This is a genomic window from Janthinobacterium agaricidamnosum NBRC 102515 = DSM 9628, from assembly GCF_000723165.1.
GTDB lineage: Bacteria > Pseudomonadota > Gammaproteobacteria > Burkholderiales > Burkholderiaceae_D > Janthinobacterium > Janthinobacterium agaricidamnosum.
In genome coordinates, this window is sequence record NZ_HG322949.1 from 2392917 (window position 1) to 2417452 (window position 24536).

The 24536-nt window shown below is 63.2% G+C and carries 23 protein-coding genes and 1 pseudogene (1 of these 24 only partly in view); 17 read left to right on the forward strand and 7 right to left on the reverse strand.

The window, feature by feature from the left end; translation table 11 throughout:
- Both GJA_RS26645 and GJA_RS10255 read right to left on the reverse strand, forming a co-directional pair.
- Nucleotides 1-865 (reverse strand): annotated as a pseudogene (locus tag GJA_RS26645) (IS3 family transposase) (it extends 323 nt beyond the left edge of the window).
- Between the two features lie 483 nt (nucleotides 866-1348).
- On the reverse strand, nucleotides 1349-2275 hold the full coding sequence (locus GJA_RS10255) for a LysR family transcriptional regulator (RefSeq protein ID WP_038491737.1): 927 nt from the start codon (nucleotides 2273-2275) through the stop codon (nucleotides 1349-1351).
- A gap of 163 nt (nucleotides 2276-2438) precedes the next feature.
- Between GJA_RS10255 and GJA_RS10260 the strand changes: the two genes are divergently transcribed.
- The 4 genes from GJA_RS10260 (at nucleotide 2439) to dcd (ending at nucleotide 5502) form a co-directional block, all read left to right on the forward strand.
- Nucleotides 2439-3200 (forward strand): sulfite exporter TauE/SafE family protein, encoded by a 762-nt coding sequence (locus tag GJA_RS10260; RefSeq protein ID WP_038491740.1) that lies wholly within the window; start codon nucleotides 2439-2441, stop codon nucleotides 3198-3200.
- A 12-nt stretch (nucleotides 3201-3212) separates the two neighbouring features.
- Nucleotides 3213-3869 (forward strand): HAD family hydrolase, encoded by a 657-nt coding sequence (locus GJA_RS10265; RefSeq protein WP_038491743.1) that lies wholly within the window; start codon nucleotides 3213-3215, stop codon nucleotides 3867-3869.
- A gap of 107 nt (nucleotides 3870-3976) precedes the next feature.
- Nucleotides 3977-4774 (forward strand): alpha/beta hydrolase, encoded by a 798-nt coding sequence (locus GJA_RS10270; protein ID WP_038491746.1) that lies wholly within the window; start codon nucleotides 3977-3979, stop codon nucleotides 4772-4774.
- A gap of 161 nt (nucleotides 4775-4935) precedes the next feature.
- On the forward strand, nucleotides 4936-5502 hold the full coding sequence (dcd, locus tag GJA_RS10275) for a dCTP deaminase (RefSeq protein WP_038491749.1): 567 nt from the start codon (nucleotides 4936-4938) through the stop codon (nucleotides 5500-5502).
- 34 nt (nucleotides 5503-5536) lie between these two features.
- Here the strand turns inward: dcd and GJA_RS10280 are convergent, their stop codons facing one another.
- Both GJA_RS10280 and GJA_RS10285 read right to left on the reverse strand, forming a co-directional pair.
- Nucleotides 5537-6976 (reverse strand): ATP-binding protein, encoded by a 1440-nt coding sequence (locus GJA_RS10280; RefSeq protein WP_038491751.1) that lies wholly within the window; start codon nucleotides 6974-6976, stop codon nucleotides 5537-5539.
- Between the two features lie 3 nt (nucleotides 6977-6979).
- A complete protein-coding gene (locus tag GJA_RS10285; protein ID WP_038491754.1) occupies nucleotides 6980-7669 on the reverse strand; it encodes a response regulator transcription factor in 690 nt (229 codons plus the stop codon).
- A 204-nt stretch (nucleotides 7670-7873) separates the two neighbouring features.
- Here GJA_RS10285 and GJA_RS10290 point away from each other — a divergent pair, with 204 nt between their 5' ends.
- The 9 genes from GJA_RS10290 to GJA_RS10330 all read left to right on the forward strand — a co-directional run bounded on the left by GJA_RS10290 (nucleotide 7874) and on the right by GJA_RS10330 (nucleotide 16314).
- The gene (locus GJA_RS10290; protein WP_242404506.1) at nucleotides 7874-8410 is read left to right on the forward strand and encodes a Spy/CpxP family protein refolding chaperone; all 537 of its coding nucleotides are present in this window, start codon (nucleotides 7874-7876) and stop codon (nucleotides 8408-8410) included.
- A 222-nt stretch (nucleotides 8411-8632) separates the two neighbouring features.
- Complete coding sequence (locus GJA_RS10295; RefSeq protein ID WP_144241476.1) at nucleotides 8633-8866, forward strand: hypothetical protein; 234 nt, start codon at nucleotides 8633-8635, stop codon at nucleotides 8864-8866.
- A gap of 145 nt (nucleotides 8867-9011) precedes the next feature.
- Nucleotides 9012-9617, forward strand: a complete 606-nt coding sequence (locus tag GJA_RS10300) for a hypothetical protein (RefSeq protein ID WP_038491761.1) — start codon at nucleotides 9012-9014, stop codon at nucleotides 9615-9617.
- A 56-nt stretch (nucleotides 9618-9673) separates the two neighbouring features.
- The gene (locus tag GJA_RS10305; RefSeq protein WP_081905332.1) at nucleotides 9674-10381 is read left to right on the forward strand and encodes a hypothetical protein; all 708 of its coding nucleotides are present in this window, start codon (nucleotides 9674-9676) and stop codon (nucleotides 10379-10381) included.
- A gap of 5 nt (nucleotides 10382-10386) precedes the next feature.
- Nucleotides 10387-11742, forward strand: coding sequence for a hypothetical protein (locus GJA_RS10310; protein WP_038491764.1), 1356 nt, complete (start codon nucleotides 10387-10389; stop codon nucleotides 11740-11742).
- Between the two features lie 21 nt (nucleotides 11743-11763).
- Complete coding sequence (locus GJA_RS10315; protein ID WP_051780608.1) at nucleotides 11764-13896, forward strand: hypothetical protein; 2133 nt, start codon at nucleotides 11764-11766, stop codon at nucleotides 13894-13896.
- A gap of 11 nt (nucleotides 13897-13907) precedes the next feature.
- Nucleotides 13908-14930: an aminotransferase class I/II-fold pyridoxal phosphate-dependent enzyme gene (locus GJA_RS10320; protein WP_038491767.1), complete on the forward strand. Its 1023-nt coding sequence runs from the start codon at nucleotides 13908-13910 to the stop codon at nucleotides 14928-14930.
- Entirely contained in the window at nucleotides 14927-15661 is a 735-nt protein-coding gene (locus tag GJA_RS10325) for a GIY-YIG nuclease family protein (protein ID WP_038491770.1), read from the forward strand. The genes GJA_RS10320 and GJA_RS10325 overlap by 4 nt, the downstream gene beginning before the upstream one ends.
- A gap of 26 nt (nucleotides 15662-15687) precedes the next feature.
- The gene (locus GJA_RS10330; RefSeq protein WP_144241477.1) at nucleotides 15688-16314 is read left to right on the forward strand and encodes a hypothetical protein; all 627 of its coding nucleotides are present in this window, start codon (nucleotides 15688-15690) and stop codon (nucleotides 16312-16314) included.
- A 17-nt stretch (nucleotides 16315-16331) separates the two neighbouring features.
- On the opposite strand, the gene GJA_RS10335 is transcribed toward GJA_RS10330, so the two are convergent.
- From GJA_RS10335 to GJA_RS10345, 3 genes are all read right to left on the reverse strand, one after another.
- On the reverse strand, nucleotides 16332-17678 hold the full coding sequence (locus GJA_RS10335) for a sigma 54-interacting transcriptional regulator (RefSeq protein ID WP_038491773.1): 1347 nt from the start codon (nucleotides 17676-17678) through the stop codon (nucleotides 16332-16334).
- 206 nt (nucleotides 17679-17884) lie between these two features.
- Nucleotides 17885-20137, reverse strand: coding sequence for an arginine/lysine/ornithine decarboxylase (locus GJA_RS10340; protein ID WP_038491775.1), 2253 nt, complete (start codon nucleotides 20135-20137; stop codon nucleotides 17885-17887).
- Nucleotides 20138-20297: 160 nt separating this feature from the next.
- Nucleotides 20298-20798, reverse strand: a complete 501-nt coding sequence (locus GJA_RS10345) for a dihydrofolate reductase (protein ID WP_038491778.1) — start codon at nucleotides 20796-20798, stop codon at nucleotides 20298-20300.
- Between the two features lie 389 nt (nucleotides 20799-21187).
- Here GJA_RS10345 and GJA_RS10350 point away from each other — a divergent pair, with 389 nt between their 5' ends.
- The 4 genes from GJA_RS10350 (at nucleotide 21188) to GJA_RS10360 (ending at nucleotide 24210) form a co-directional block, all read left to right on the forward strand.
- Nucleotides 21188-21763 (forward strand): TerD family protein, encoded by a 576-nt coding sequence (locus GJA_RS10350; protein WP_038491780.1) that lies wholly within the window; start codon nucleotides 21188-21190, stop codon nucleotides 21761-21763.
- Nucleotides 21764-21781: 18 nt separating this feature from the next.
- A complete protein-coding gene (locus GJA_RS27780) occupies nucleotides 21782-21949 on the forward strand; it encodes a hypothetical protein (RefSeq protein ID WP_156484143.1) in 168 nt (55 codons plus the stop codon).
- Between the two features lie 183 nt (nucleotides 21950-22132).
- Nucleotides 22133-22807, forward strand: coding sequence for a heavy metal response regulator transcription factor (locus GJA_RS10355; protein ID WP_038491783.1), 675 nt, complete (start codon nucleotides 22133-22135; stop codon nucleotides 22805-22807).
- Between the two features lie 11 nt (nucleotides 22808-22818).
- On the forward strand, nucleotides 22819-24210 hold the full coding sequence (locus GJA_RS10360) for a heavy metal sensor histidine kinase (protein ID WP_197539788.1): 1392 nt from the start codon (nucleotides 22819-22821) through the stop codon (nucleotides 24208-24210).
- The last annotated feature ends 326 nt before the right edge of the window (nucleotides 24211-24536 follow it).

The following is a 24536-nucleotide window of genomic DNA, read 5'->3' on the forward strand; positions in this document are numbered from 1 at the left end:
TGCGAGCCCTGATCCGAATGAACCATCACAGGATCGACCGGCTTGCGTCGCCAAACCGCCATCAGCAGCGCGTTCATCGCCAGTTCCGTATCGATCCGCGAACTCATCGACCAGCCGACGACCTGGCGCGAAAACAGGTCAAGTACCACTGCCAGGTACAGCCAGCCTTCATGGGTTCGAATGTAGGTGATGTCCGTCACCCAGACCCGATTTGGCTCAAGCACGTCAAATTGCCGCTGCAAATGATTCGGCGCCACCACCGATGGCGCGCTGCTACCTTTCCATTTGCGCTTACCGTATCCGGTTTGCGAGCGCAGGCCCGCTGAGCGCATGATGCGGTGAACGCGATTGATGCCGCATCGCTCTCCCAGGTCGCGCAGATCGTCGGAGACCTTGCGGTAGCCGTAGACCGCGCCGCTTTCCAGCCATGACTATTGAATGTGACCGAGCAGGCGCTTGTCTTCCTTGGTGCGCTTGCTTTCCGGCTGAAGGCGCCACGCATAGAAACCGCTGGGATGCACTCCCATCATCTTGCACAAACGCCGCACTGGAAATTCGTCCTGTACCTCTTGAATGAAGGCGTACCTTACCCGGACGTCTTGGCAAAGTACACCGCGGCCTTTTTCAAGATATCGCGCTCCTCGGTGACGCGCTTCAATTCCACCTTCAGTCGCCGCATCTCGTCTGATTGGGCGTCCTGGGCCTTGCGCTCGGCTTCTGGCACCTCGTACCGTTTTGTCCACGCATAGATGCTGTGGATACTGACGCCCAGCCGTTCAGCGACTTCGGCCGTTGGATGCCCACGCTCAACAACCTGCTTGACCGCAGCGACCTTAAATTCTTCCGTATAACGCTTACCCCTCATGATTTCTCCTTTGCCTAAATTATGGCTCAGGAGTATCTACGATGGTTGTGGCGATTCAGTTTTTACTAACTACGCTCTACTTTTGAATATGATCATTTGGTGGTGGTATTACCATGTCCACGTTATTTCAGAGCATTGCGCTCGTCGGCGATGTGGGAATTTTTCCGAAGCTGAAAAAGACCATGTACGAAAGTTGTCGAAAAAAATGTAGAGCCTCAACACTGTGACCGGTGATCGATGAGCATGCTTCTGCTGTCATAAACAAAAGCACATTCAGAACTTTTTGTCCTGAATTTTTCTTCGATATTTTTCGCCTATTCGCTACATTGCTCTCAAAACATGCAGACGAGATTGATCGAGATATCGCATATTTCGGACTGTACCATGACTGCCGTACGTCTCCCAGGGGCGAGGAGATGAGGTGCGGCCACTTATGATAGAGATATAACGTAGATTCAGGCGCTACTGGCATGCACAATAAGCTCAGCGCCCGCGTTCATCCGGTATGCTGCCCGCCGCATGCTTGCGTATCTGTTCCAGAAACAGCCGCGCGCCCTTGGCCAGCTTGGGCGAGCCATACACCGCATGGATGCTCGGATCGAGTCCCTTCGACGAGGTCAGGTGATAGGCCGCGCACACCCTCACCAGCTTGCCTTCCTTGACCAGCGGTTCGGCCAGCCAGCTGCCGAGACGGGCGATGCCGGCGCCTTCCAGCGCGACGTGCAGCACCGCGATGCCGGACGTAAAACGGTAGCGTGGCTTGACCTGGTAGCGCACGGTGCGCTCCAGCGATACAAAATGCCAGTCGCGCAAGATCCTCGGCGCGGTATGGATGACCACGTCGTACGCCGCCAGGTCTTCCGGTTCGTGCGGTATGCCCATGCGGTCCAGGTAGTCCGGCGACGCATACATATAGCGCCGGTATTTCCACAGTTCGTAGCCGATCAATTCGCTCGACCGGGGAAAGGCGCCGCGGATTGCGAAGTCGAGCTTTTCCTCGATCGGATCGACGGTCTTGTCGGTGAAGTTGATGTCGATCGACACGCTCGGATAGTCGCGCGAAAATTTTGCCACCACTTTGGGCAGGAATCCCAGGCTGAGGATTTCCGGCGCCGAAATGCGCACCCACCCTTGCGGCGAGTTGCTCAGTTCGGATAGCTGGTCTTCCGCCTCGGCCTGGGTTTCCAGCAATTGCTGGGCGAAGACGTGGTACGCCGTGCCGGCCATGGTCAGCGTGAATTGCTTTTGGGTGCGCAGTATCAGTTCGGCGCCGATCGCTTCTTCCAGGTACTGGATGGCGCGCGTCACGGCACTCGGCGAGCAGCCCAGCATGCGCGCGGCGTGGACGAAGCTGCGTTTGTCGACGACGGTGCAAAAGGCGCGGATTTCCCACATCAGTTTGATGGACATTATGCTCACTCCAGGACGATGCCTGCCAGTAGACCGCATCGCGGGTAATTCCGTCAAGCGCCATGGTTGATTGCGTTTTTCGCAATTTGAAGTTGCATCCAGAAAAGTATCCACCGCCTATACTCGGTTTGTCAGACTCATATTCAATCCAGGAACAGCGGCGATGCTCACGATTTCCCTTTTATGCATGTTCGCCTTTTTTGCCGGGCTGATCGATGCCGCGGTCGGCGGCGGCGGCTTGATCCAGTTGCCGGCGTTGTTCAACCTGATGCCGGGCATGGTCTCGACCTCCCTGCTGGGCACTAACAAGATCGCCTCCGCTTGCGGCACCGCGTTTGCCGCCCGTTCTTTCATCGGCAAGGTCAGCATTCCCTGGCTGCTGGTGCTGCCGGCGGTGGCCGCGGCGTTCGTCATGTCGTTCATCGGCGCGGCGGCGGTATCGTTCGTGCCGCAGCACGTGGTGCGCCCGCTGGTGCTGGTACTGATTATCGTGATGGCGATCTATACCTTCATCAAGAAGGATTTCGGCACGGTGCGCGAGAGCCGGCCGATCGGCCCGCGCGAACGGATACTGGCGATGGTGATCGGCGGCGCGATCGGTTTTTACGACGGCCTGTTTGGTCCCGGCACCGGCAGCTTCCTGATTTTCCTGTTTATCCGGGTGTTCGCCTTCGATTTCATCCTGGCGTCGGCTTGTTCGAAACTGGTGAATATCGCCACCAATATCGCGGCGCTGGCTTTTTTTATCCCGGCCGGCCATGTGGTATATGCGGTGGCCGCGCCGATGGCGGTCTTTAATATCCTCGGCGCGATGACCGGCACCTGGATCGCGGTGCGCCGCGGCGCGGCTTTTGTGCGCGTATTGTTCCTGGTGTTGCTGGCGCTGTTGATCGTCAAACTGTCGTACGACATATTCTTCCATTAAACAGGCGCGATCATGAAAAAGATCAAAGGCGTGCTGTGGGATAACGACGGTGTGCTGGTCGATACCGAGCGTTTATTTTATGAAGCTAACCGCCAGTTATTGCGGGAGCATGCAGTCGATTTGACGGAAAAACAATATTTCGACTGGTTTTTGGATGAAAATTACGGCGCCTGGCATTTATTAAGGGCCAAGGGCTATGGCGACGAGCGTATCCAGTTATTACGTATCGAACGGCGCCGGCGTTTCAGCGCATTGCTGCGCCAGGCGCAGCATGTGGCGATCCGCGATATGGAGCAGCTGCTGTCCCATTTCTGGCGCCGCATACCGATGGCGGTCGTCACCAGCGCGCATGGCGAGCATTTCCGGCAAAGCCATGCGACGTGCGCATTGCAGGGCTATTTCGATTTTGTATTGACGCGCGAAATGTATGCAAACAGCAAACCGGCGCCCGATGGTTATTTGATGGGCCTGCAACGCTTCGGCTTGCATCCCGATGAATGCATCGCGGTGGAAGATTCTCCGCGCGGTTTGCGGGCGGCCAATGCGGCGGGACTGGAATGCATCGTGGTGCGTAACAGTATGAACCGGCATTATGCGTTCGATCATGCTTTTTGCGTGGTCGACAGCGTGGCCGAGTTGCACGAAGTGATCGATTCCTTTGTGAATTAGAAGATATCCTCCCAATACGATCCGTTTGCCGGCGATTACAATTAGCCAACTCAGCAAACGGATGCCGTCCAGCCAGGCCGTTACCGGCGCTGGCGGCACAGATACTCATGACCAGACCGCAGTTACACTTCGCGCACGCCAATAGCTATCCGGCGGGCACTTATCGCCAATTCTTCGATTTGCTGGGCGAGCATTACCGGATCCAGGCGCTCGACATGCACGGCCATGATCCGCGTTATCCGGTCAGCACCGGCTGGCACGAACTGGTGCAGGAATTGATTGCCGACCTGGAACAACGTTATACCGAACCCGTCATCATGGTCGGCCATTCGCTGGGCGGCATGTTGAGTTTGATGCTGGCCAAGGCGCGGCCGGACCTGGTGCGCTGCGTGGTCTTGCTCGATGCGCCGGTGGTGGCGGGCTGGCGCGCGTGGTTCGTGCGCCTCGCGCGCGGCACCAGGTGGGGTGAGAGTTTGTCGCCGGCGCGGTTTTCGGCCAAGCGGCGCAAGCTGTGGCCCGATGCGCAAGCGGCGTATCGGCATTTCGCCGGCAAGGACCTGTTTGCGGCGTGGGCACCGCAAGTGTTGCGCGACTATATAGCTAACGGCCTGGCGCCGCATCCGGACGGTGTGCAACTGCGTTTTACGCGCGAAATCGAGACCCAGGTATATCTCGGTTTGCCGCATCATATCGGTGCGCTGGTCCGCGACGGCTTGCCGGTGCCGATCGGTTTTATCGGCGGCAGCGAGTCGGTCGAATGCCGCCAGGCGGGTCTGACCGCCACGCGCAAGCTGGTCGGGCGCTTTTTCCGGCAAGTTCCGGGCGGCCATTTGTTTCCGATGGAGTCGCCGCGGGTGGCGGCCAACGAGGTGCACAAGATGATTTCAGCGTTGCTTTCCACGTAGCATGCGCATTTTTTGAAGGAAAAGTAAGATGGAGAAGGCCAAAAGCAGGGTCTTTTCGCGTAAAATCCTGCCATCCGGGCCGCGCGCCCTCCAGTTGTTTCCCTCCGAAGCGCCGCGCAGCCCAGCCATTCCCCTGAAATTCTTAAGAAAATGCCTTTGCGATGACGATTAAAAGCGATAAATGGATACGCCGGATGGCGGAACAAACCGGCATGATCGAGCCCTTCGAACCGGGCCAGGTGCGCAGCGTCAATGACCGCAAGGTGATTTCCTACGGCACCTCGTCGTACGGTTACGATATCCGCTGCGCCGATGAATTCAAGATTTTCACGAATATCAACAGCACCATCGTCGATCCGAAAAACTTCGATTCGAATTCCTTCGTCGACGTGAAAAGCGATGTCTGCATCATTCCGCCGAATTCGTTCGCCCTGGCGCGCACCATCGAATATTTCCGCATTCCGCGCAGCGTATTGACGATTTGCCTCGGTAAATCGACTTATGCCCGTTGCGGCATCATCGTCAACGTGACGCCGTTCGAACCGGAATGGGAAGGTTATGTGACGCTGGAATTCTCGAATACCACGCCGCTGCCGGCCAAGATCTATGCCGGTGAAGGCTGCGCGCAAGTGCTGTTCTTTGAAAGCGATGAAGAGTGCGAAACCTCGTACAAGGACCGCGACGGTAAATACCAGGGCCAAAGCGGCGTAACGCTGCCGAAGGCTTGATGCAAGACAGCTCAAGCATGTATTCAGCGCAACTTTAATCCTGCTTCAGCGGCAGCAGGATTTCCACGCACAGGCCGCCGCCATCGCGGTTGTGCGCGCTGATCGTGCCGCGGTGGACTTGCACCACGTGCCTGGCGATCGCCAGTCCCAGGCCGTGGCCTTCGGTTTTTTCGGTATTGGCGGCCCTGAAAAACGGCTGGAAGATCGCCTTCAGGTCGGCCTGCGCCACGCCCGGGCCGCGGTCCAGCACCGCGATGCGCACCGACTGGCCGTGGTCCTGCACGCCGACTTCCAGTTCCACGGCGCCGCCCTCGGGACTGTGCTTGATGGCGTTGCGCACCACGTTTTCCACCGCGCGGCCCAATAGGTCGGCGTGGCCGGCGACCGTCACGTCGGCTTCGCCGGCCACGCCGATGGCGATAGTGCGGCTGGCTGCCTCGAAGCGGGCGTCGCCGGAGATTTCATCGATCAGGTCGGCGATACTGATGTCTTCACCCATCGCATGCAGTGCGCCGGCTTCCAGGCGCGACAGCGTCAGCAATTCTCCGACCAGTTTATCCATGCGCACGCTTTCGCGTTCGATGCGCTCCATCGACGCCGCCATCTTGTCGGGCTGCTGGTGCGCCAGGCCGATCGCCGCCTGCAGCCGCGCCAGCGGCGAGCGCAGCTCGTGCGACACATCGTGCAGCAAGCGGGTCTGGCCATCCATCAGGCTGCGCAGCCGGCCCGTCATGCGGTCGAAGTCGTATCCCAGCGCTTGCAGCTCGTCGCTGTGCTTGCCTGGCGGGCCGAAGCGCGGCGCCAGGTCGCCGCCCGACGCGGCTTCGAACGCTTGCCGTAATTCACGGATCGGACGCGAAAAATACCAGGCCAGCAAGAAGGCGAACAACAGGCTGGCCAGCGTCGCGCCGACGATCGGAATGACGCTGCGGAACGGCGAGTAGATCGGCACCGGCGGCAAGCCGCGCATGGCAGGGGGCCTGGCGCCGTCATACGCGGGGCCGGGGGCTGGATTGGGCTTGCCATCGGCCAATGGCGGGACCATCCCGCCGGGGAAAAACCTGCGGAAATGTTCGGAAAAGGGCAGGAATAGCAGGTAGCGGTGGCCGTCGGCGGCGCTGACTTCGCGCACCACCCGCTGTTTGTCGGGCTGGCCCAGCAAGTGGCGGGCTTGCAGCAGCAGCGCCGCCTTGACTTCACGCTGCAAGATGTCATGTCCGCTTTCATCGACCGCCATCACGCGGTGGCGCTGCATCTGGTCGAGGAACTGGCGCAGCGCGTCGGCGCCGCCGAATTGCAGCGTGGCGGCGGCCGCGTCGATCGCGCTCTGGGCCGGTGGGCTGCTGTCGATATCTTGCGCCTGTTGCAGGCGCATGGCGCGCTCCTTGAGCCAGAACGTGCCGCCGATGCCGATGGTGGCGGTCACCTGCGCCAGCAGGATCGACAGGAAAAACTTCCAGAACAGGCGGCCCACGGCTTATTCCTTGATCAGCTGGTAACCCAGGCGGTACACGGTTTGCAGGCACGAGCGGCCGTCGTCGAGCATGCCCAGCTTGCGCCGCAGGCTACTCAGGTGCACGTCGATATTGCGGTCGAAGCGCGCCATCGGCCGCCCCAGCCCTTGTTCCGACAGCAGGTTCTTGCTGACCGGCCGGCCGGCGTTGCGCACCAATACTTCGAGCAGGTTGAATTCGGTGCTGGTCAATTCCAGGTGCACGCCGGCCCACGAGGCGCGCCGCTGTTCCGGCCACATCGTCAGATGGCCGACGCTGAGCGGGGCCAGGCCCGGCGTTTCGCCCGGGCTGGCGTTGCTGCGGCGCAGGATGGCGCGGATGCGCGCCGTCAGTTCGCGCGGCGTGCACGGCTTGGTGACGTAATCGTCGGCGCCCAGTTCCAGGCCGACGATGCGGTCGGTATCGTCGCCGCGCGCGGTCAGCATCAGGATCGGCAAACGGCTGCCGGCGCGGATGCGGCGCAGCGTTTCCAGGCCGTTCATGCGCGGCATCATCACGTCGAGGATGGCGATCGCATACAGGCCGGTCAATGCTTCGGCCGCGCCGCTTTCGCCGTCATGCACGGCCTTGGCCTGGAAGCCTTCCTGCTCCAGGTATTCCTGGAACATGCCGACCAGTTCGATGTCATCGTCTATTAGCAATACTTTGCTCATGCGCCGCGCTTCTCTTCCGTCTGTGCTGTGGTGCTGTCCATGATATCAAACAAGGCTGCCGGGGCCGCTCCAATTTACGCGCTTTTACACGGCGATGTAAGCGTTTCGACACATTTTCTTTACATGATTTTACTTTACGCTAACGGCGCTTTACATGAGCCAGCCAGACAATCACCGTTCCGATTACTTTCCAGGACTCTCATAGTGAATCACTCGAAAAAACCGTTCAACATCCTGTTGCTGGCCGCCGCACTGGCATTGCCGGGTGCCGCCTGGGCCGATCAGCCACCGCCACCGGGCGGTCCCGGGCAGCATCCCGGCCCTGCCGGCGCGCCGCCGTTCATGCATCGCGGCCCGGGTCAGGGCCCGGGCTTTGGCCATGGCTTCGGTCATGGCTTTGGCGGTGCGCAAGGCCAGCCGCCATTCCTGCGCGGGCTGGACTTGAGCGAGACGCAGCAAGACCAGGTTTTTGCCATCACCCATGAACAGGCGCCGGCGTTGCGCGAGCAGCACAAGGCCGCCGCCAAGGCGCGCCAGGAATTGCGCGCGCTGAGCCGCGCCGCGCAATTCGACGAAGCCAGGGCCGCCGCGCTGGCCCAGGCCGAAGGGCAGGCGATTGCCGCGATCAGCCTGCAGCGCGCCCGTTCGGAACAGAAAATCCTGGCCCTGCTGACGCCGGAACAGCGCAAGCAGCTGGAACAGCGCTTCACCGGCCCGCAGCGCGGCCCGCGCCCACAATAAAAATTCTTTCACCACCGGCCACCAAGGAGACCGCCATGTCGATCAGCGCTCTTACGTCCAATAGCGCGGCGGCCCAGGCCAGCGGCAACCTGGTCAACACCACGGCTTGAGCATCATGCGCCGCAGCCCTGTCCCAATGCCGCTGTTGCTGCTGAGACTGGCGTTCTTTTGCGCCGGACTGAACCCGGTGCTGGCGGGGTTGCCGCATTTACTGGAATATGCATGGCATTACCGCGCCGCGCTGAGCACGGCCTGGCATCAGATCTGGAAGCGATGCCGGCCGGCCTGAAGCTCGGCCGGGCGGCGTCGCAGAGCAGCGCCGCCAACCTGGCGCAGAGCAGCGACGCCAGCGACGGCGTGTTCAACGACGGCTACGCGCTGACGCTGGCCGTCAACGGCTGCTTCCAGCCCCTCATCTTTTTCATCCGTTCGCCGCGCCGAACTGCGATTCGCTGAATCAGGCGCCGCGCACCCTGGGCCGAAAGGCGTTTCGCCGCCCCGTGAGCTGCGGCGGCCAGCCAGCCTTGCCATGCGCTGGCACGCCGCTTGCAGTACCGACGCTATCGGCGGCATGGCCCGCCTTCTTGCACCGGAGACTGCGATGAACCGCCGCCTGCTCGACTATATGCCCGTGATGGAAATCCCCGACCAGCCCGGGCTGGCCGACGCCGGCGAAACGGCGCGGCTCGACGATGAAAGCGAAATGGTGCTGGGCGCGCAATTGCTGGAAGTGCGCAACCCGGCACAGCTGGACCTGTTCCTGTCCGGGCTGGTCGCCGACACCGGAGCCGGCGCCGCCGCGCTGTCCGGCACGCCGCTCGGCGGCGCGCTGCTGCAAGCGTTGCGGCGCGCCGCGCTGGCCGTGCTGCCGATACGCGGCGCGCCGGCCGAAGCGCTGAAAAACCGCGCCGCGACCATCTTCGGCCTGGAACTGGAAGGCTTGAGCCCGGAAGACAAGGAATTCGAGCTGGCGCGCCATCTGGTGCGCTTCGCCGGCGCGGTGGCCGGCGATGTCGCCAACAATGTCGCCAAGAGCAGCCGCGCCGGCGGCGACCGGCCCCGGCGCCAGGTGCAGGCCGCGCTGCTGGACGCGGCGCGCAGCCATGCGCCCGGCCTGCTGGGCCTCGGCCAGGTGCGCTTGCGCGGCAGGCCGGGCGCCGGCCGCTGGCAGCGCCAGGGCAGCCACATCGTGGTGCTGGATGGTTGACCGGGGCGGGTGGTCCGTGCCGGGATTTTGTTGTTTCACCTTCACTGGAGCTCATCATGCATGACATTGATCGTACAACCTTGGAATACGGCCAGGAGATGTCTGGCTTTGAAGCGGAGCAGTTCGAATTCGGCCAAGGCGAGTGGAATCCCGAAACCGGGCAGCAAGGCATGTTTTCGGAAACCGAAGAAATGGAACTGGCCAATGAATTGTTGTCGGTTAGCAACGAAGCCGAGCTGGAACAATTCCTCGGCAATTTCCTGCGCAAGGCCGCTTCGGTGGCCGGCAACATCATCAAGTCGCCGGTCGGCCAGGCGGTCGGCGGGGTCTTGAAAGGCGTGGCCAAGAAGGCGATTCCGCTGGCCGGCGGCGCCATCGGCGGTTATTTCGGCGGCCCGCTGGGCGCCAGGATTGGCAGCGGCCTGGCCAGCGCCGCCGGCAGCGCGCTGGGGCTGGAAGCGGAAACCCAGTCGAACGAGGAACGCGAATTCGAGGGCGCCAAACAGTTCGTGCGGCTGGCCGCCGACACCGTCAACCGCGCCGCGTCGGCGCGCGGCAATGGCGACCCGCGCGCGATCGCGCAGGCCGCCGCCGCCGCCGCCGCGCGCCAGTTCGCGCCGGGCCTGCTGGGCAAGGGCGGCGGCCAGCTGGCGCTGCAAAACGGCAGCGGCATGGTGCGCGGCAATGCCGGCAGCGGCGGCCAGCGCGGCAATAGCGGCCGCTGGGCGCGCCACGGCCAAAAGATCATCCTCTACGGCGCCTGACTGCCATGGCCATCGATCCCTATGCCGCGTGGATGCTGGCGCAAGAGGCGCGCTCGCTGCTGACCCGGCTGGCGCGCGTCGAACCGTTCGCGCTGACCGAGCCGATGGTGCCGGCCGCCGCCTTGCTGCCCAGCGCGCAATCGGCGATCGAAAGCCATCTGGTGCGCGGCCGGCGCGAACTGCATGCGATGGTGGCCAGCTTCATGTTGTGGCTGCGCGGGCCGCAGGCGCGCGCCGGCAGCGCTGCCGACGCGCAGCGCCGCTTCACTTTCCTGCGCCTGAAATTCAACGCCACGCTGACCCAGTTCGACTTGTTCAACGACGTCATCACGCAGCGCAGCGAACATAACACCGGGGTCTGGCTGTCCGGGCTGGACGTGGTGTCGGCCGACGCGCTCCACTTGCCGGGCGATTATTACCAGGCGCCGCCGGTGATCTGCTACCTCGACCGCGGTCCCGGCGCGGCGATCCGGCGCGCCCGCACCCGCTTGCCGGGCGGCGGTGACAATCCGGTCGCCATCATCCGGGTGCCGCGCGAACGCATGATCGGCAGCGGCATCGCCTCGTCGCTGATCCATGAAGTGGGGCACCAGGGCGCGGCGCTGCTGGACCTGGTCAATTCGTTGCGCCCGGTGCTGCAATCGATGCAGCACGGCGGCAGCGGCGCGCCGCACGTGTGGCGTCTGTGGGAGCGCTGGATTTCCGAGATCGTCGCCGATTTCTGGTCGCTGCTGCGGGTCGGCGTGGTGGCGACGCTGGGCCTGATCGGCGTGGTCAGCCTGCCGCGCACCTTCGTGTTCCGCCTGAGCGCCGACGATCCGCATCCGGTGCCGTGGCTGCGCGTCAAGCTCAGTTGCGCGATGGGCCGGGCCGTGTACCCGCATCCGCAATGGGACCGCATCGAACAATTGTGGCAAGCGTATTACCCGCTGGACGGCGTGCCGGCCGCCCAGCGCCAGTTGCTGGAACAACTGCAGCGCGGCATGGCGGCGCTGGCCGGCTTGCTGCTGCATCACCGGCCGCCGGCGCTGCGCGGCGCCACGCTGGCCGAGGTGATGGACGTGGCGGCGCGCCAGCCGGCGGCGCTGCAGGCGCTGTACACCGGCTGGAACCGGACGCCGCAGCAAATGTACCGGACCGCGCCGTCGCTGGTGTTCGCCGTGATCGGCCAGGCGCGCGCCGACGGCCGCCTCAATCCCGAGGATGAAAGCACCTTGCTGGCGCGGCTGCTGACTTACTGGGCCTTGCGCAGCACGCTGGATACGTCGCAAAGCTGCGCCGGCATGGCGCGCCCGGAAAAGCCGGCCCGGCCGCCCTTGCACAGCACCGCGAACCTGCGCCGGACCTTTGAAGACGCTTGATTACCCTATGAGGAGATCGACATGAGCAGCAAAATTACGGCGGTCAAAAAAGCCCGCCAAGGCACTATCCAGGTCAGCGTGCATGACGAGGGCAGCGCCGCGGTGATCGTCAACGCGGCCATCAGCCTGTACCACGGCGGCGATGGCGGCTGCGCCAACTTCAATCCGGCCACCTGGACGCCCGACGGCGCGGTGCTGGCCGGCATGCGCTGGACCGACAATGCCGGCGCGGCGGTGTTCGCCAACCTGGAGCCGGCCGCCTATATCGCCGTCTACGAGAACTTCCCGGCCACGGATGCGCAATGCGCCGAAGTGCGGACCGGCTGCAGCGTCATGCTGTGCTTCGAGCCGCATATCGATCCCAAGGTGGCGCTGACGTTCGAGACCGGCGACTGCCAGCCCAGTAACTGCCGCACCGGCCGGGTCACCGACCGGGCCATCGCCAGCGTGACCTTCGACGGCGACCAGAGCAGCGCCGGGCGCGACCTGGTGCAAGTGGTGGCGGCGGCGCCGTGGACGCCGTTGCGCGGCGACGGCCATTCCTTCGGCAATACCTTGCGGCGCGTCGGTCCGCACCGCTTCACGGCGCAACTGATGCTGTCGCGGCGGCCCGAAATGAGTTCAGGCATCGCCATGCCGGAAGGCCCGAACAACGGACCGAACGCGATGCTGGCGCTGGCCGCCGAATTCGAGGCCGAGGAACGTCCGCCGCAGCCGGTCTCGGGCAGCGTCGGCGTGTCGCTGACGCGCACCGAAACCGAACCGACCGAGGATTTGCCGCTGTGGACGCTGATCCGCAACAGCACCGAGGCGATGTCGTTCACCAATTACCTGCATTTCATGGACAGCCTGTTTTGCAGCGACAGCAGCGGCGTGCGCGGTTTCGAGCAAGACCGCTTTGCGAAAAAGACCGAGCTGTTCCACCAGTTGCGCCAGCGCCGCGCATTGCCGTTTTCCGATGCCGACGCCTACCGCGTGCTGAAGGTGGCGACCGAGGCGTTCGTGATGGTCAATTGCGGCGTGCTGAACCAGCCGCTGGCCTTCAATCCGGCCGAAGACAACGCCTACCTGGACCGGCGCGACATTCCGCCCGGCCGCGACCTGGAAACCGTGCTGCGTACCGAGTACCTGGAAAATGTCGACGGCTTCCCGACCTTGCCCTACCTGGCGGTGATACGGCGCAAGCTGCCGGACATCCCGATCAGCATCCCGCGCGGCCAGGAAGGCGATGTCGATTTGTGCTTCGGCATCATCCAGGAAAAGCTGGCCAATCCCTGCCTGCTGGAGCTGATCTGGTCGTACTGGCACGAAGAGGGCATGCTGGTGCAAAGCATGAACGCGATCACCCAGCGCTTCCAGAACCTGCGCGCGACTAACATGGTCAACGACCCGCTGGCCAATACCGAGATCGACATGCTGCGCCCGTTGAACAACCTGTTGTGGGGCTATACCCAGGATGAACAGCACCGGCTGACCGTGGTGCGCCGCAATTACGAGTACGACCACCATTACGGCGTGCGGCTGGAAGGCAAGGCGGTGCAGAATTTCCGGCCGGCCGACAGCCGCTCCAAGTTTCTCGAAGCGTTCCACCATTTGCTGCGCTTGCTGACCTCGTTCTACAAGCAGGACGACGATACCACTGTCAAGGCCGACGCATTCCCGGTCCTGAACGCGCTGAAGGAAGTGCATCTGATCCTGTCGCAGGGCGCGCACAACCAGTTCGGCGACTTGCCGTCGACCGCGCGGATTGAAATGCTGATGCAGCAATGGCTGCTGGCGCGTCCCGAATTCCGCGAATTCCTGCCGACCCGGGTCATGGTGGCGTATCCGGAACCGTGGATGGACCGGGTCGACGCGATGAAAAAACTGCAGGGCTGGACCGATACCAGCGTGATGCATTTCCGCAGCCTGGCGATGTTCGGCGAACAGCTGCTGCTGTCCGTGCGCTACGGTAACTGGAGCGATATCTACGAACCGACCCAGGCGTTCAACTGGGCCCGTTTCTGGCGTCCGCAGGTGCAAGGCTATATCCACGCCTACCGCGCCGCCACCGGCGTCGATCTGTCGGTCGCGGTGGCCGACCCGAAGATGGAAGCGATGCTGCCATCGGCGCTGCTGCGCCAGCGGCTGAACCTGCAAGTGCGCAGTGCCTGAAGCGTCAGCACGTGGCCGACTTCACCAGCGCGCTATACCTCGGCATGCGCCATCCTTCGTCCGCGCTGGCTGGCTGGGATGCGCTGACGCCGGGCCGGCCGGCCGCGCTGCGCGAAGCGTCCGGCGCGCGCCGGCTGGCGCGCGAACTGGCGGCCTTGCAGGGCTGCGAAGCGGCCACCTTGCTGCCATCGACCTTGCACCTGTTCTGGGATGTATTCGGCATGCTGGCGCGCGAGCGGCTGGTGCTGCTGATCGATGGCGGCGCGTATCCGGTGGCAAGGTGGGGCGCCGAACGGGCCGCCGCGCTGGGCGCGCCGCTGCAGGTGTTTGCGCATGGCGACGCCGCCGCGGCGGCTGATCTGGCGCGGCGCTGGCTGCTGCGTGGGCGGCGGCCGCTGATACTGGCCGACGGGGTGTGTCCGGCCAGCGGCAAGGCGCCGCCGCTGGCCGCGTATGCGCACATCGCCGGCGCCGGCGGCGGTTACCTGGTGCTCGACGATACCCAGGTGCTGGGCCTGTCCGGGCCGCGCGGCGGCGGCTCCATGGCGCGGCATGGCTGGTCCGGCGACGGCGTGCTGGTCGGCGCTTCGCTGGCCAAGGCGTTCGGCGCGCCGCTGGCGGTGCTGAGCGGCAGCGCGGCGATGGTGGCGCGTTTCGAGGCGCACAGCCAGACCCGCATCCATAACAGCCCGCCGTCGTGCGCCGCGCTCGCCGCCGGGCAGCGCGCCTTGCGGCTGAACCGCAGCCATGGCGCCGTGCTGCGCCAGTTGCTGCGGCAGCGTATCGCGTGGTGGCGCGGCGCGCTGGCCGCGGCCGGCATCGCCTGCCGGGGCGGCGCTTTTCCGGTGCAAAGCGTGGTCCTGGCGGCGCACATCGATGGCGCCGCGCTGCAAGGCGCCTTGCGCGGCGATGGCATCGACGCCGTGCTGAGCGGGCGCCACAGGCTGACTTTTTTGCTGCGGGCCGATCACCGGCCGGGCGAACTCCGCGCCGCCGCGACGGCGCTCCGACATCATCTTCTGGAGGTGCTATGAACGAGGAATTTGAAACCCTGCCGTTTGCGGCGGAATGGAATCCCGAGGCGGATTTTGAAGAGGAATTCGAGCTGCAGGACGAGCGCGGCCGCCGGCCCGGACCAGTGCGCGGCGCAGCTGGACGCGCACGCGGCGGCGGCCGGCCGCTGCCGCTGCGCAAACCGGTCCCGCGCCGCCGGCCGCCGTTTTTCGGGCCGTATTACGGCGGCGCCTGGCCTTATGGCGCGCTGCCGCCGGCGCCCGTGGCGGAGCCGTTCCCGTATCCCGGGCCGCAGCCCGGGCCGTATCAAGACCAGGACCAGGACCAGGACCGGCAGTCCGGCGAGCAGGACGAAACCCCGGCCACCTTGAGCGATACGCTGGCGCGGATACCGGCCTCGCAGCGCCCCGATTACCAGCTGCTCGGGCCGATCGCCGATGCGGTCAAGGATGAGCGCACCAGCGGCGGCGGCCTGTACCTGATCGAATTCACCAGCAATGGCCAGCCGCGCGCCTACAGCGGCCAGACCGGCGACTTGCGGCGGCGCTTGCGGCAGCATGTATTGTGCGGCCAGATGATGGGGCTGCCGATGGGTGGCCACCGGGTGTACATCGCGCCGCTGGCCAAGGCCGGGCCGCGCCGCAGCATGGAGCGGCGCATCCACCGCGACATGCTGACCCGCCACAAGGGCGTGCTGACCAATCAGCGCCAGGAACTGGAAATGCAGTTGCTGGGCAGGGACTGGCTTTAATTATTGAGTCGACAGAGGAGAACATCATGCATGGAATGGGATGCAAATGCGGCGCTTGCCGTAATAGCGGCAGCGTCTTTGAAGTGCTGGAATGGGGCGGGGCCAGCGGCGAAACGCCGTTCAGCGAGGCCGAGGAGATGGAGCTGGCGATGGAATTGCTCGACGTGAGCAGCGAAGCGGAGCTGGAGCAATTCCTCGGCAAGATTTTCAAGGGCGCGTGGAAGGGCATCAAGAAGGTCGGCTCGGTGATCGGCAAAGTGGTCAAGCCGCTGGGCGGCGTATTGAAGGGTATCGCCAAGACGGCGTTGCCGTTTGTCGGCGGCGCGCTCGGCTCGATGATCCCGATTCCCGGCGTCGGCACCGCGCTGGGCTCGGCGCTGGGCGGCGCCGTCAGCAAGGCGCTGGAGCTGGAGTTCGGCGACCTGGAAATGGAACAGCAAGAGCTGGAATTTGAAATGGCGCGCCGCTTCGTACGCATCGCCCGCAGCGCGGCCGCCGAGGCGGCGCAGGGCGATGGCGGCCTGCAGGCGGTGCAAGGCGCGGTGCAGGCCGCGCTGCAACGCCATTTGCCCGGTTTTGCGGCATCGGGCGCGCAGGCGCAAAACGGGCGCTGGCGGCGGCGCGGCAATACCATCGAATTGTTCGGCGGCTGAGCTGAACGTGTTTGTCGTCAGCCATCCTTGCATGCCTCGGCGCGCGTCTTGCGGCGGATTTGCAGCGCGCGGTCGGTCACGCCCAGGCGCTGGGCGGCGCGCTGGTTGTTCTGGCCTTCCTGTTCCAGCACCAGCCGGATCGCCACGTCGGCCGCGCCGCGGCTGATGCGCGACATGCTGATGCCGAGCTCCAGCGCATGGCGGATCGCGGCCTCGAAATACTGGTCCGGCCAGGCCGCCTGGCCGGCCGCCAGCCGTTCGTCGGGCGGCACGTCGCCGATGGTGATCGGCCCCGGACCGCAGTGACGGTGCCAGATGCGGCACACGGTCTGGCGCAAGTCGCGCACATTGCCCGGGTAGTCGCGGGTCAGCAGATATTCGCGCACGGCCGGGTCGAGTTCCGGCTGGCCGGCCTGGGCCGACAGTTCGGCCAGGAAGTGCATCACCAGCGGCAGGATATCTTGCGGCCGTTCGCGCAGCGGCGGCGGCCGGCAGCGCCATCCGGCAATGCGGTAATACAGGTCGGCGCGGAACGCGCCATTGGCGACCTGCGTTTCCAGGTCGCGGTTGGTGGCGCACACCAGGCGGAATTGGGTCGGCTGCCAGGAATTGCCGCCGACCCGTTTGTATTTGCGCTCCTGTATCGCGCGCAGCAATTGCGCCTGCATCGTCAACGGCAATTCGCCCACTTCATCGAGGAACAGCACGCCGCCGTCGGCCAGCGCAAACGCGCCGTCGCGCGCGCCGGCCGCGCCGGTAAAGGCACCGCGTTCGTGGCCGAACAATTCGCTGCCCGCCAATTCCTGCGACAGCGTGGTGCAGTCGAGCACCGTCAACTCGCCCTTGCAGGCGCTGAGGCGGTGTATCAGCTGCGCGATCAAGTCCTTGCCGGTGCCGGTTTCGCCGGTGATCAGCACCGACGCCTGGGTGAAGGCGGCCACTTCGACCACGCCGCGCACCAGCGCGCGCCAGGCCGGACTGTCGCCGACCAGGCAACGCCGCACGCTGCTGGAATCGACCAGCTCCTGCACCGTGCTCCAGCGGCGCAAGCGCGCCAGCACCTGTTCGGCGCACAGCGGCGCGGGGCGCCAGCTCAGCAGGTCGGCAGCGCCGGCGCCGAGCACGGCGCGGATCTCGCCAGCGCCGAGCGGCCGGACGGCGATGGCCAGTACGGTGGCGCTGCAGCATGCGGTGCGCAGCATGTCGAGCAGGGCGCTATCGGGCCGCTCGAACAGCACGATGCCGAAGGCGGCGTGTTGCTGGTCGCACATATTAAGCTGAGCCTGCTTCAAGGCCGCCAGCAACGCTGCGCCGTTGCCGTGCGCGGTCTGGTGCAGGCATTCCAGCCATACCGAGAGCGCCATATGGTTGACCTGGGTCTGTTACTTCAGTCCGTTATCTAAGGCGGCCTTGACAATTGTCTGTGCCGATGTCATGGAGGGCGAGTATAAGGCGGCCGGTAGTGGCCGGGTTTGATGTGCGCCAAGCGGGTGGCGGGGCGCTACTGCAGACGTAAAAAAGCCGCCAAGGCGGCGGCTTTCTGGAACAACAAAGCAGTTTATTTTCCAGCTTACTGGCGCACGCAATCGACGAAATAACCGCGCTTGCCATCGACTTCGCGCTTGACCAGGCCATGCACGTCGGTTTCGAAGCCCGGGAAGCGTTCGTTGAAGTCGCGCGCGAAACGCAGGTAGTCGACGATGGTCTTGTTGAAGCGCTCGCCCGGGATCAGCAGCGGAATGCCCGGTGGGTAAGGCGTCAGCAGGATCGACGTGATGCGGCCTTCGAGGTCGTCGATCGCCACCCGTTCGATTTCGCGGTGCGCCATCTTGGCGAACGCGTCCGACGGTTTCATCGCCGGGATCATGTCCGACAAATACATCTCGGTGGTCAAACGGGCGACATCGTACGCCTTGTAGAAATCGTGGATTTGCTGGCACAGGTCGCGCAAGCCCATTTTTTCATAGCGCGGATTGGCCGCCGCGAATTCCGGCAGGATGCGCCACATCGGCTGGTTCTTGTCGTAGTCGTCCTTGAACTGTTGCAGCGCGGTCAGCAAGGTATTCCAGCGGCCCTTGGTGATGCCGATGGTGAACATGATGAAGAACGAGTACAAGCCGCATTTTTCAATGATGACGCCGTGTTCCGCCAGGTACTTGGTGACGATCGACGCCGGGATGCCGGTGTCGCCGAACTGGCCGTCCAGCGCCAGGCCCGGGTTGACGATGGTCGCCTTGATCGGGTCGAGCATGTTGAAGCCCGGCGCCAGCTCGCCGAAACCGTGCCAGTCGTCTTCGGCGCGTATCATCCAGTCGTCGCGCTCGCCGATGCCTTCTTCGGAGAATTTGTCCGGTCCCCATACCTGGAACCACCAGTCCTTGCCCCATTCCTGGTCGATCTTTTTCATCGCGCGGCGGAAGTCCAGCGCCTCGGCGATCGACTCCTCGACCAGCGCGGTGCCGCCCGGCGCTTCCATCATCGCCGCCGCCACGTCGAGCGAGGCGATGATCGAGTATTGCGGCGAGGTCGAGGTGTGCATCAGGTACGCTTCATTGAAGGCGTCCTGGTCGAGCTTGACCTTGTCCGATTCGCGCACCAGGATTTGCGACGCCTGCGACAGGCCGGCCAGCAATTTGTGGGTCGACTGGGTCGAGAAAATCATCGATTCCTTGGCGCGCGGGCGATCCTTGCCGATCGCGTGCATGTCTTTGTAGAAATCGTGGAAAGTCGCGTGCGGCAGCCATGCTTCGTCGAAGTGCAGCGTATCGATCTTGCCATCCAGCATTTCGCGCAGCACTTCGACGTTGTAGATCACGCCGTCGTAGGTCGATTGGGTGATCGTCAGGATGCGCGGCTTCTTGTTTTTTGCTTCGCGCGCGAACGGGTTGGCCTCGATCTTGCGGGCGATGCTTTCCGGCGTGAATTCTTCCAGCGGGATCGGGCCGATGATGCCCAGATGGTTGCGGGTCGGCATCAGGAATACGGGAATCGCGCCGCACATGATGATCGAATGCAAGATCGATTTATGGCAATTGCGGTCGACGACCACGATATCGCCCGGCGCGACGGTCGAATGCCACACCATCTTGTTCGAGGTCGAGGTGCCGTTGGTGACGAAGTAGCAATGGTCGGCATTAAAGATGCGCGCGGCATTGCGTTCCGACGCCGCCACCGGGCCGGTATGGTCGAGCAACTGGCCCAGTTCCTCAACCGCGTTGCAGACGTCGGCGCGCAGCATGTTTTCGCCGAAGAACTGGTGGAACATCTGGCCGATCGGCGACTTCAGGAACGCCACGCCGCCCGAGTGGCCTGGGCAATGCCAGGAATATGAACCGTCGTTGGCGTAATTGACCAGCGCGCGGAAGAACGGCGGCGACAGGCCGTCCAGGTACGCTTTCGCTTCGCGGATGATGTGGCGCGCGACGAATTCCGGGGTATCTTCGAACATATGGATGAAACCGTGCAGTTCGCGCAGGATATCGTTCGGGATATGGCGCGAGGTGCGGGTTTCGCCGTACAGGTAGATCGGGATGTCCGCGTTCTTGTAGCGGATTTCTTCGACGAAGGCGCGTAGCGACTTGAGCGCATCGTCGGTTTCCTGCACCGAACCGCCGCCGAATTCCTCGTCGTCGATCGACAGCACAAAGGCCGAGGCGCGCGACTGTTGCTGGGCGAACTGGGACAGGTCGCCGTAGCTGGTCACGCCCACCACTTCCATGCCTTCTTTTTCCATCGCATCGGCGAGGGCGCGGATGCCCAGGCCGGACGTGTTTTCAGAACGGAAATCCTCGTCGATGATGACGATAGGGAAACGAAATTTCATGGAAGTCTCCAAAGGGAAGAGCCGGCCCGCAAGCTTGTGGCCGGGACTGGCAGCTCGCCGCAAATGCGCCGAAAAAAATAAGAACCGGATTCTCGCAGAAATGACGGGTATCCGGTGAAAAAAATGGCTGTTATAAAACGTTTGTTGTACATCTGCCCGATTATCCGACAGACGCAGCGTGGATGCGGTGGTAGGTGACAAAAGCGTAGTGCAATCCGGTGCTGTCCGAATCATGCTCTTCACGCGCGCTTTCCTGCCACACCGCAGCATCGGGACGCGGGAAAAACGCGTCGCAATCGAAGGTCCGCGCGATCTCGGTGACGATCAGCCGATCGGCGACATCCATTGCCTGGGAGTAAATCTCGGCGCCGCCGATGATATACGCCGGCGCCGCGCCAACCAGGGCCACCGCCGCCGCCAGCGAAGTGACCGCTTCGATGCCGTCGCGCGACCAGTCAGGGTTGCGGGTGATCACGATATTGCGGCGGTTCGGCAGCGGGCGGCCGATCGAATCGTAGGTCTTGCGGCCCATGATGACCGGATGGCCCGACGTCAGGCGCTTGAAATGCGCCATGTCTTCCGGCAAGCGCCAGGGCAGGGTATTGTTGATGCCGATGCCGCCGCCAGCGTCGGTGGCGACAATGATATTAATCTGTGTCATAACGGTGTAATAAAGAAGTGATAGCAAAAAATGAGGCTGGCATCGCCGCCGTTGAGCGACGTAGACCGCCCGTTATGGCGCATGCGAGCGGTATTATCGGTCATTTTTGGCCGCTTAACATGGCCCCTGTCGGCCGCAGGCGTTTTTTGACGATTTTGCCGCTTTGCCGCCTTACATGATTGCGCCCATTTATATACTTTCCTAATTGCACAGGTTTATAGCCGGAAAGCGCTATTTGTTGCTCCGGTTCAATAGTGCGCAGGTATCGATATGGTAGGCTGGCAGCCGCACCCGCATCGAAGCGGAACGCTTGATGCCGCTTCGTTGCATGCCGATGTCAGTGGCCGATGCCGGCCTCCATTCACCGTGTCCAATAGAAGGGATTTACCATGGCAATCAGTCTGCAAAAAGGCGGTAACGTTAATCTGAGCAAGGAAGCGCCGGGCTTGAAAAAAATCGTCATCGGCCTGGGCTGGGATCCGCGCGCCACCGACGGCGCCGCGTTCGACCTGGACGGCAGCGCCTTCCTGCTGAAAACCGATGGCAAGGCGCGTTCCGACGCCGACTTCATTTTTTATAACAACCTGAAATCGGCCGACGGTTCCATCGTGCATGCCGGCGACAATACCACCGGCGGCGGCGATGGCGACGATGAAAAGATCAGCGTCGACCTGGCCACCGTGCCAGCCGATATCGATCGCATCGCGATTGCCGTGACGATCCATGAAGCGGACAGCCGCCGCCAAAACTTCGGCATGGTCGGCAAGGCGTATATCCGCTGCCTGAATGGCGACGGCGGCGCGGAAATCGCCCGCTACGACTTGTCGGAAGACGGTTCCAGCGAAGCGGCGATGATCTTCGGCGAGATTTACCGCGCCGGCAGCGAATGGAAATTCAAGGCCATCGGCCAGGGTTTCCAGGGCGGCCTGGGGCCGCTGGCGCGCTCGTTCGGCATCAACGCCTGAAGCAGGCATGGCATCCAGTTGCATCCGCTGGAAGGCGACACCCGTTACGGCAAGGCGATGCAGGCGCTCCGCGCGTTTTATTTCCCCGATGCGCAGCGGGCCATTCATGGCTGGCAAGGCAAAACGGCTTGCTGGCTTGAGATCAGCTTGAAGAGCCGGCGTTTGTCATTTTCTTGTAATGATTAAGTCATCTGGCTGACGGGGCGGGCCATGCATACTGGCCCCGTCACCATCACTTCAGTACCAGGAAATATCATGCGCTGCACTCTCTGTTGCCTCCTGCATCATGCCCTTGTACCGATATTGTCCCGGATCGTGAAATAATACGGAAAAATGCCGGGTAACAATTTTAGCTAAAAAGGGCATGTCATGAGAATCCTTGTCATCGAAGACGAACCCAAGGCCAGCGAGTACATGCGCAGCGGCTTGACCGAGGCGGGTTATGTGGTCGACGTGGCGCTCAACGGGCGCGATGGTTTGTTCATGGCGCAAGAATTGCGCTACGACTTGATCTTGCTCGACGTTATGATGCCCGAAATGGATGGCTGGGAAGTGATGCGCAAGCTGGACCAGCAAGCCAATACGCCGGTACTGTTCCTGACCGCGCGCGGCACGCTGGAAGACCGCCTCAAGGGGCTGGACCTGGGCGCCGACGATTACCTGGTCAAGCCGTTTTCCTTCGCCGAATTGCTGGCGCGCATACGCATCGCCTTGCGCCGCGGCACCCAGGTGCGTCAGGAAGACGTGCTGGAAATGGCCGATCTGCAAATCGATGTGCCGAAGCGCCGCGTGGTGCGGGCCGGCACGCGGGTCGCGCTGACCAACAAGGAATTCAATCTGCTGCACTTTTTTGTGCTGAACCAGGGACAGGTCTTGTCGCGCTCGCTGATCGCTTCGCGCGTGTGGGACATGAATTTCGACAGCGACACCAATGTGGTGGACGTGTCGGTGCGCCGGCTGCGCCAGAAAATCGACGAACCGTTCGCCACCCGGCTGATCCATACCGTGCATGGCGTCGGCTACCGTTGCGAAGTGGAGCCATGATCATGCGCGCCATGAAACGCTATTCCCTGGTCAGCAGGCTGGCGCTACTGTTTGCCTTGCTGTCGTTCAGCGTGCTGGCCGCGACCGGTTCCGCCTTGTATGGCGCGCTGGAAGGGCAACTGGTACTGCGCGACGATGCGGCGCTGGTCAACCGGGTCGACCAGATCCGCGCCGTGCTGCGCGATGTCGACGTGATGGATCTGATCGACCGCAAGCCGGAATTGTTCGCCAATATGATGGGCAACCACGAAGCGTTGCTGGTGCTGAAATTTCCCGGCCAGCCGCCGCTGATCGAAGTCAATCCCGGCAATCTCGTGGTGCCCGAAGTCAGGTCGGTCGCGGCCGACGCCACGCTGTCACTGGACGCGGTACACCACTCGCTGGGCAAGAACAATACGCCGTTTATCCTGTTGTCGGCCGCCGCGCTGACGTCCGAACCGCGGCACGAGTTGCAAATCATTACCGGCCGGCTGTTGACCGAGCGCACCCGCATGCTGCATGAATACCGCAATCACATCATCCAGGTGTCGCTGGCGGCGGCGGCGCTGATCGCGCTGCTGGCGTTCTTGATCGCGCGGCGCGGCCTGCGGCCGTTGCGGCTGCTGGCTGACCAGACCGCCGCCATCGGCATCCGCAACTTGTCGGTGCGCATCGATAGCCAGCATGCGCCGAGCGAATTGCTGCCATTGATCGACAGTTTTAACGGCATGCTGGACCGGCTCAATATCAGTTTTACCCAGTTGAGCCAGGTGTCGGCCGACATGGCGCACGATTTGCGTACGCCGATCGGCAATATGCTGGGCCAGACCGAGGTGGCGCTGGGGCAAAGGCGTGATGCGGCTTATTATGAAAGAGTGCTGGGCTCAAACTTCGAGGAATTGCAGCGCTTGTCGAAAATGACCGACAGCATGCTGTTCCTGGCGCGTGCCGAACACGCCGACCATGTGATTGAACGCAGGGCCATCGACGTCGGCGCTGAATTCCAGCGCATCGCCGATTATTTTGAAGGCCCGGCCGACGAGCGCAGCTTGCGGCTGGTGCTCGATGGCGGCGGCGTGGTGTGGGCCGACGCCGAGTTATTGCGGCGTGCGCTGGCGAATTTGCTGGCCAATGCGGTGCGTTACGCGCAGGCCGACACGGAAATCATCCTGATCTCCCGGCAAGACGCGACCGGCACCACGCTGAGCGTGCAAAACACCGGCACGACCATCGAAGCCCATCACCTGGCCCGCCTGTTCGACCGGTTTTACCGGGCCGACGCGGCGCGCCGCGAATCGTCGGCGTCCAGCGGCCTGGGCCTGGCCATCGTGCGCAGCATCATGTCGCTGCATCAGGGCAAGTGGAGCGCCGAGAGCCAGGAGCGCTGTACCCGGTTTACGCTATTTTTCCCGGCGAAATCTTGACCGCATTGCAAGGGCGGTAAATAAATCCAGCCGCACTTCCCCACCTTTTTTCCTGACAGATCTCCAGGCGGATAGCCAGCTGCTGGCCGCGTCATTGCGCCTGCTGCGGCGAGGCGGGTGGTCGCGAGCAATGGTCACCTTCCGGGGCGGCAAGGCCGCTTGTGCCGTCTACCCGCGCGATCTGTGTTGCAGGGTGACAGGACTGCAAGCTGATCGATCTGATCCTGTTTTGACTGTACCAACCACAAGGAGTATGCAATGCATTACGATAAACACCGCCGCCAGCTGTTCCGCATGGGAGCCGCGCTGGGCCCGGGCACCGCATT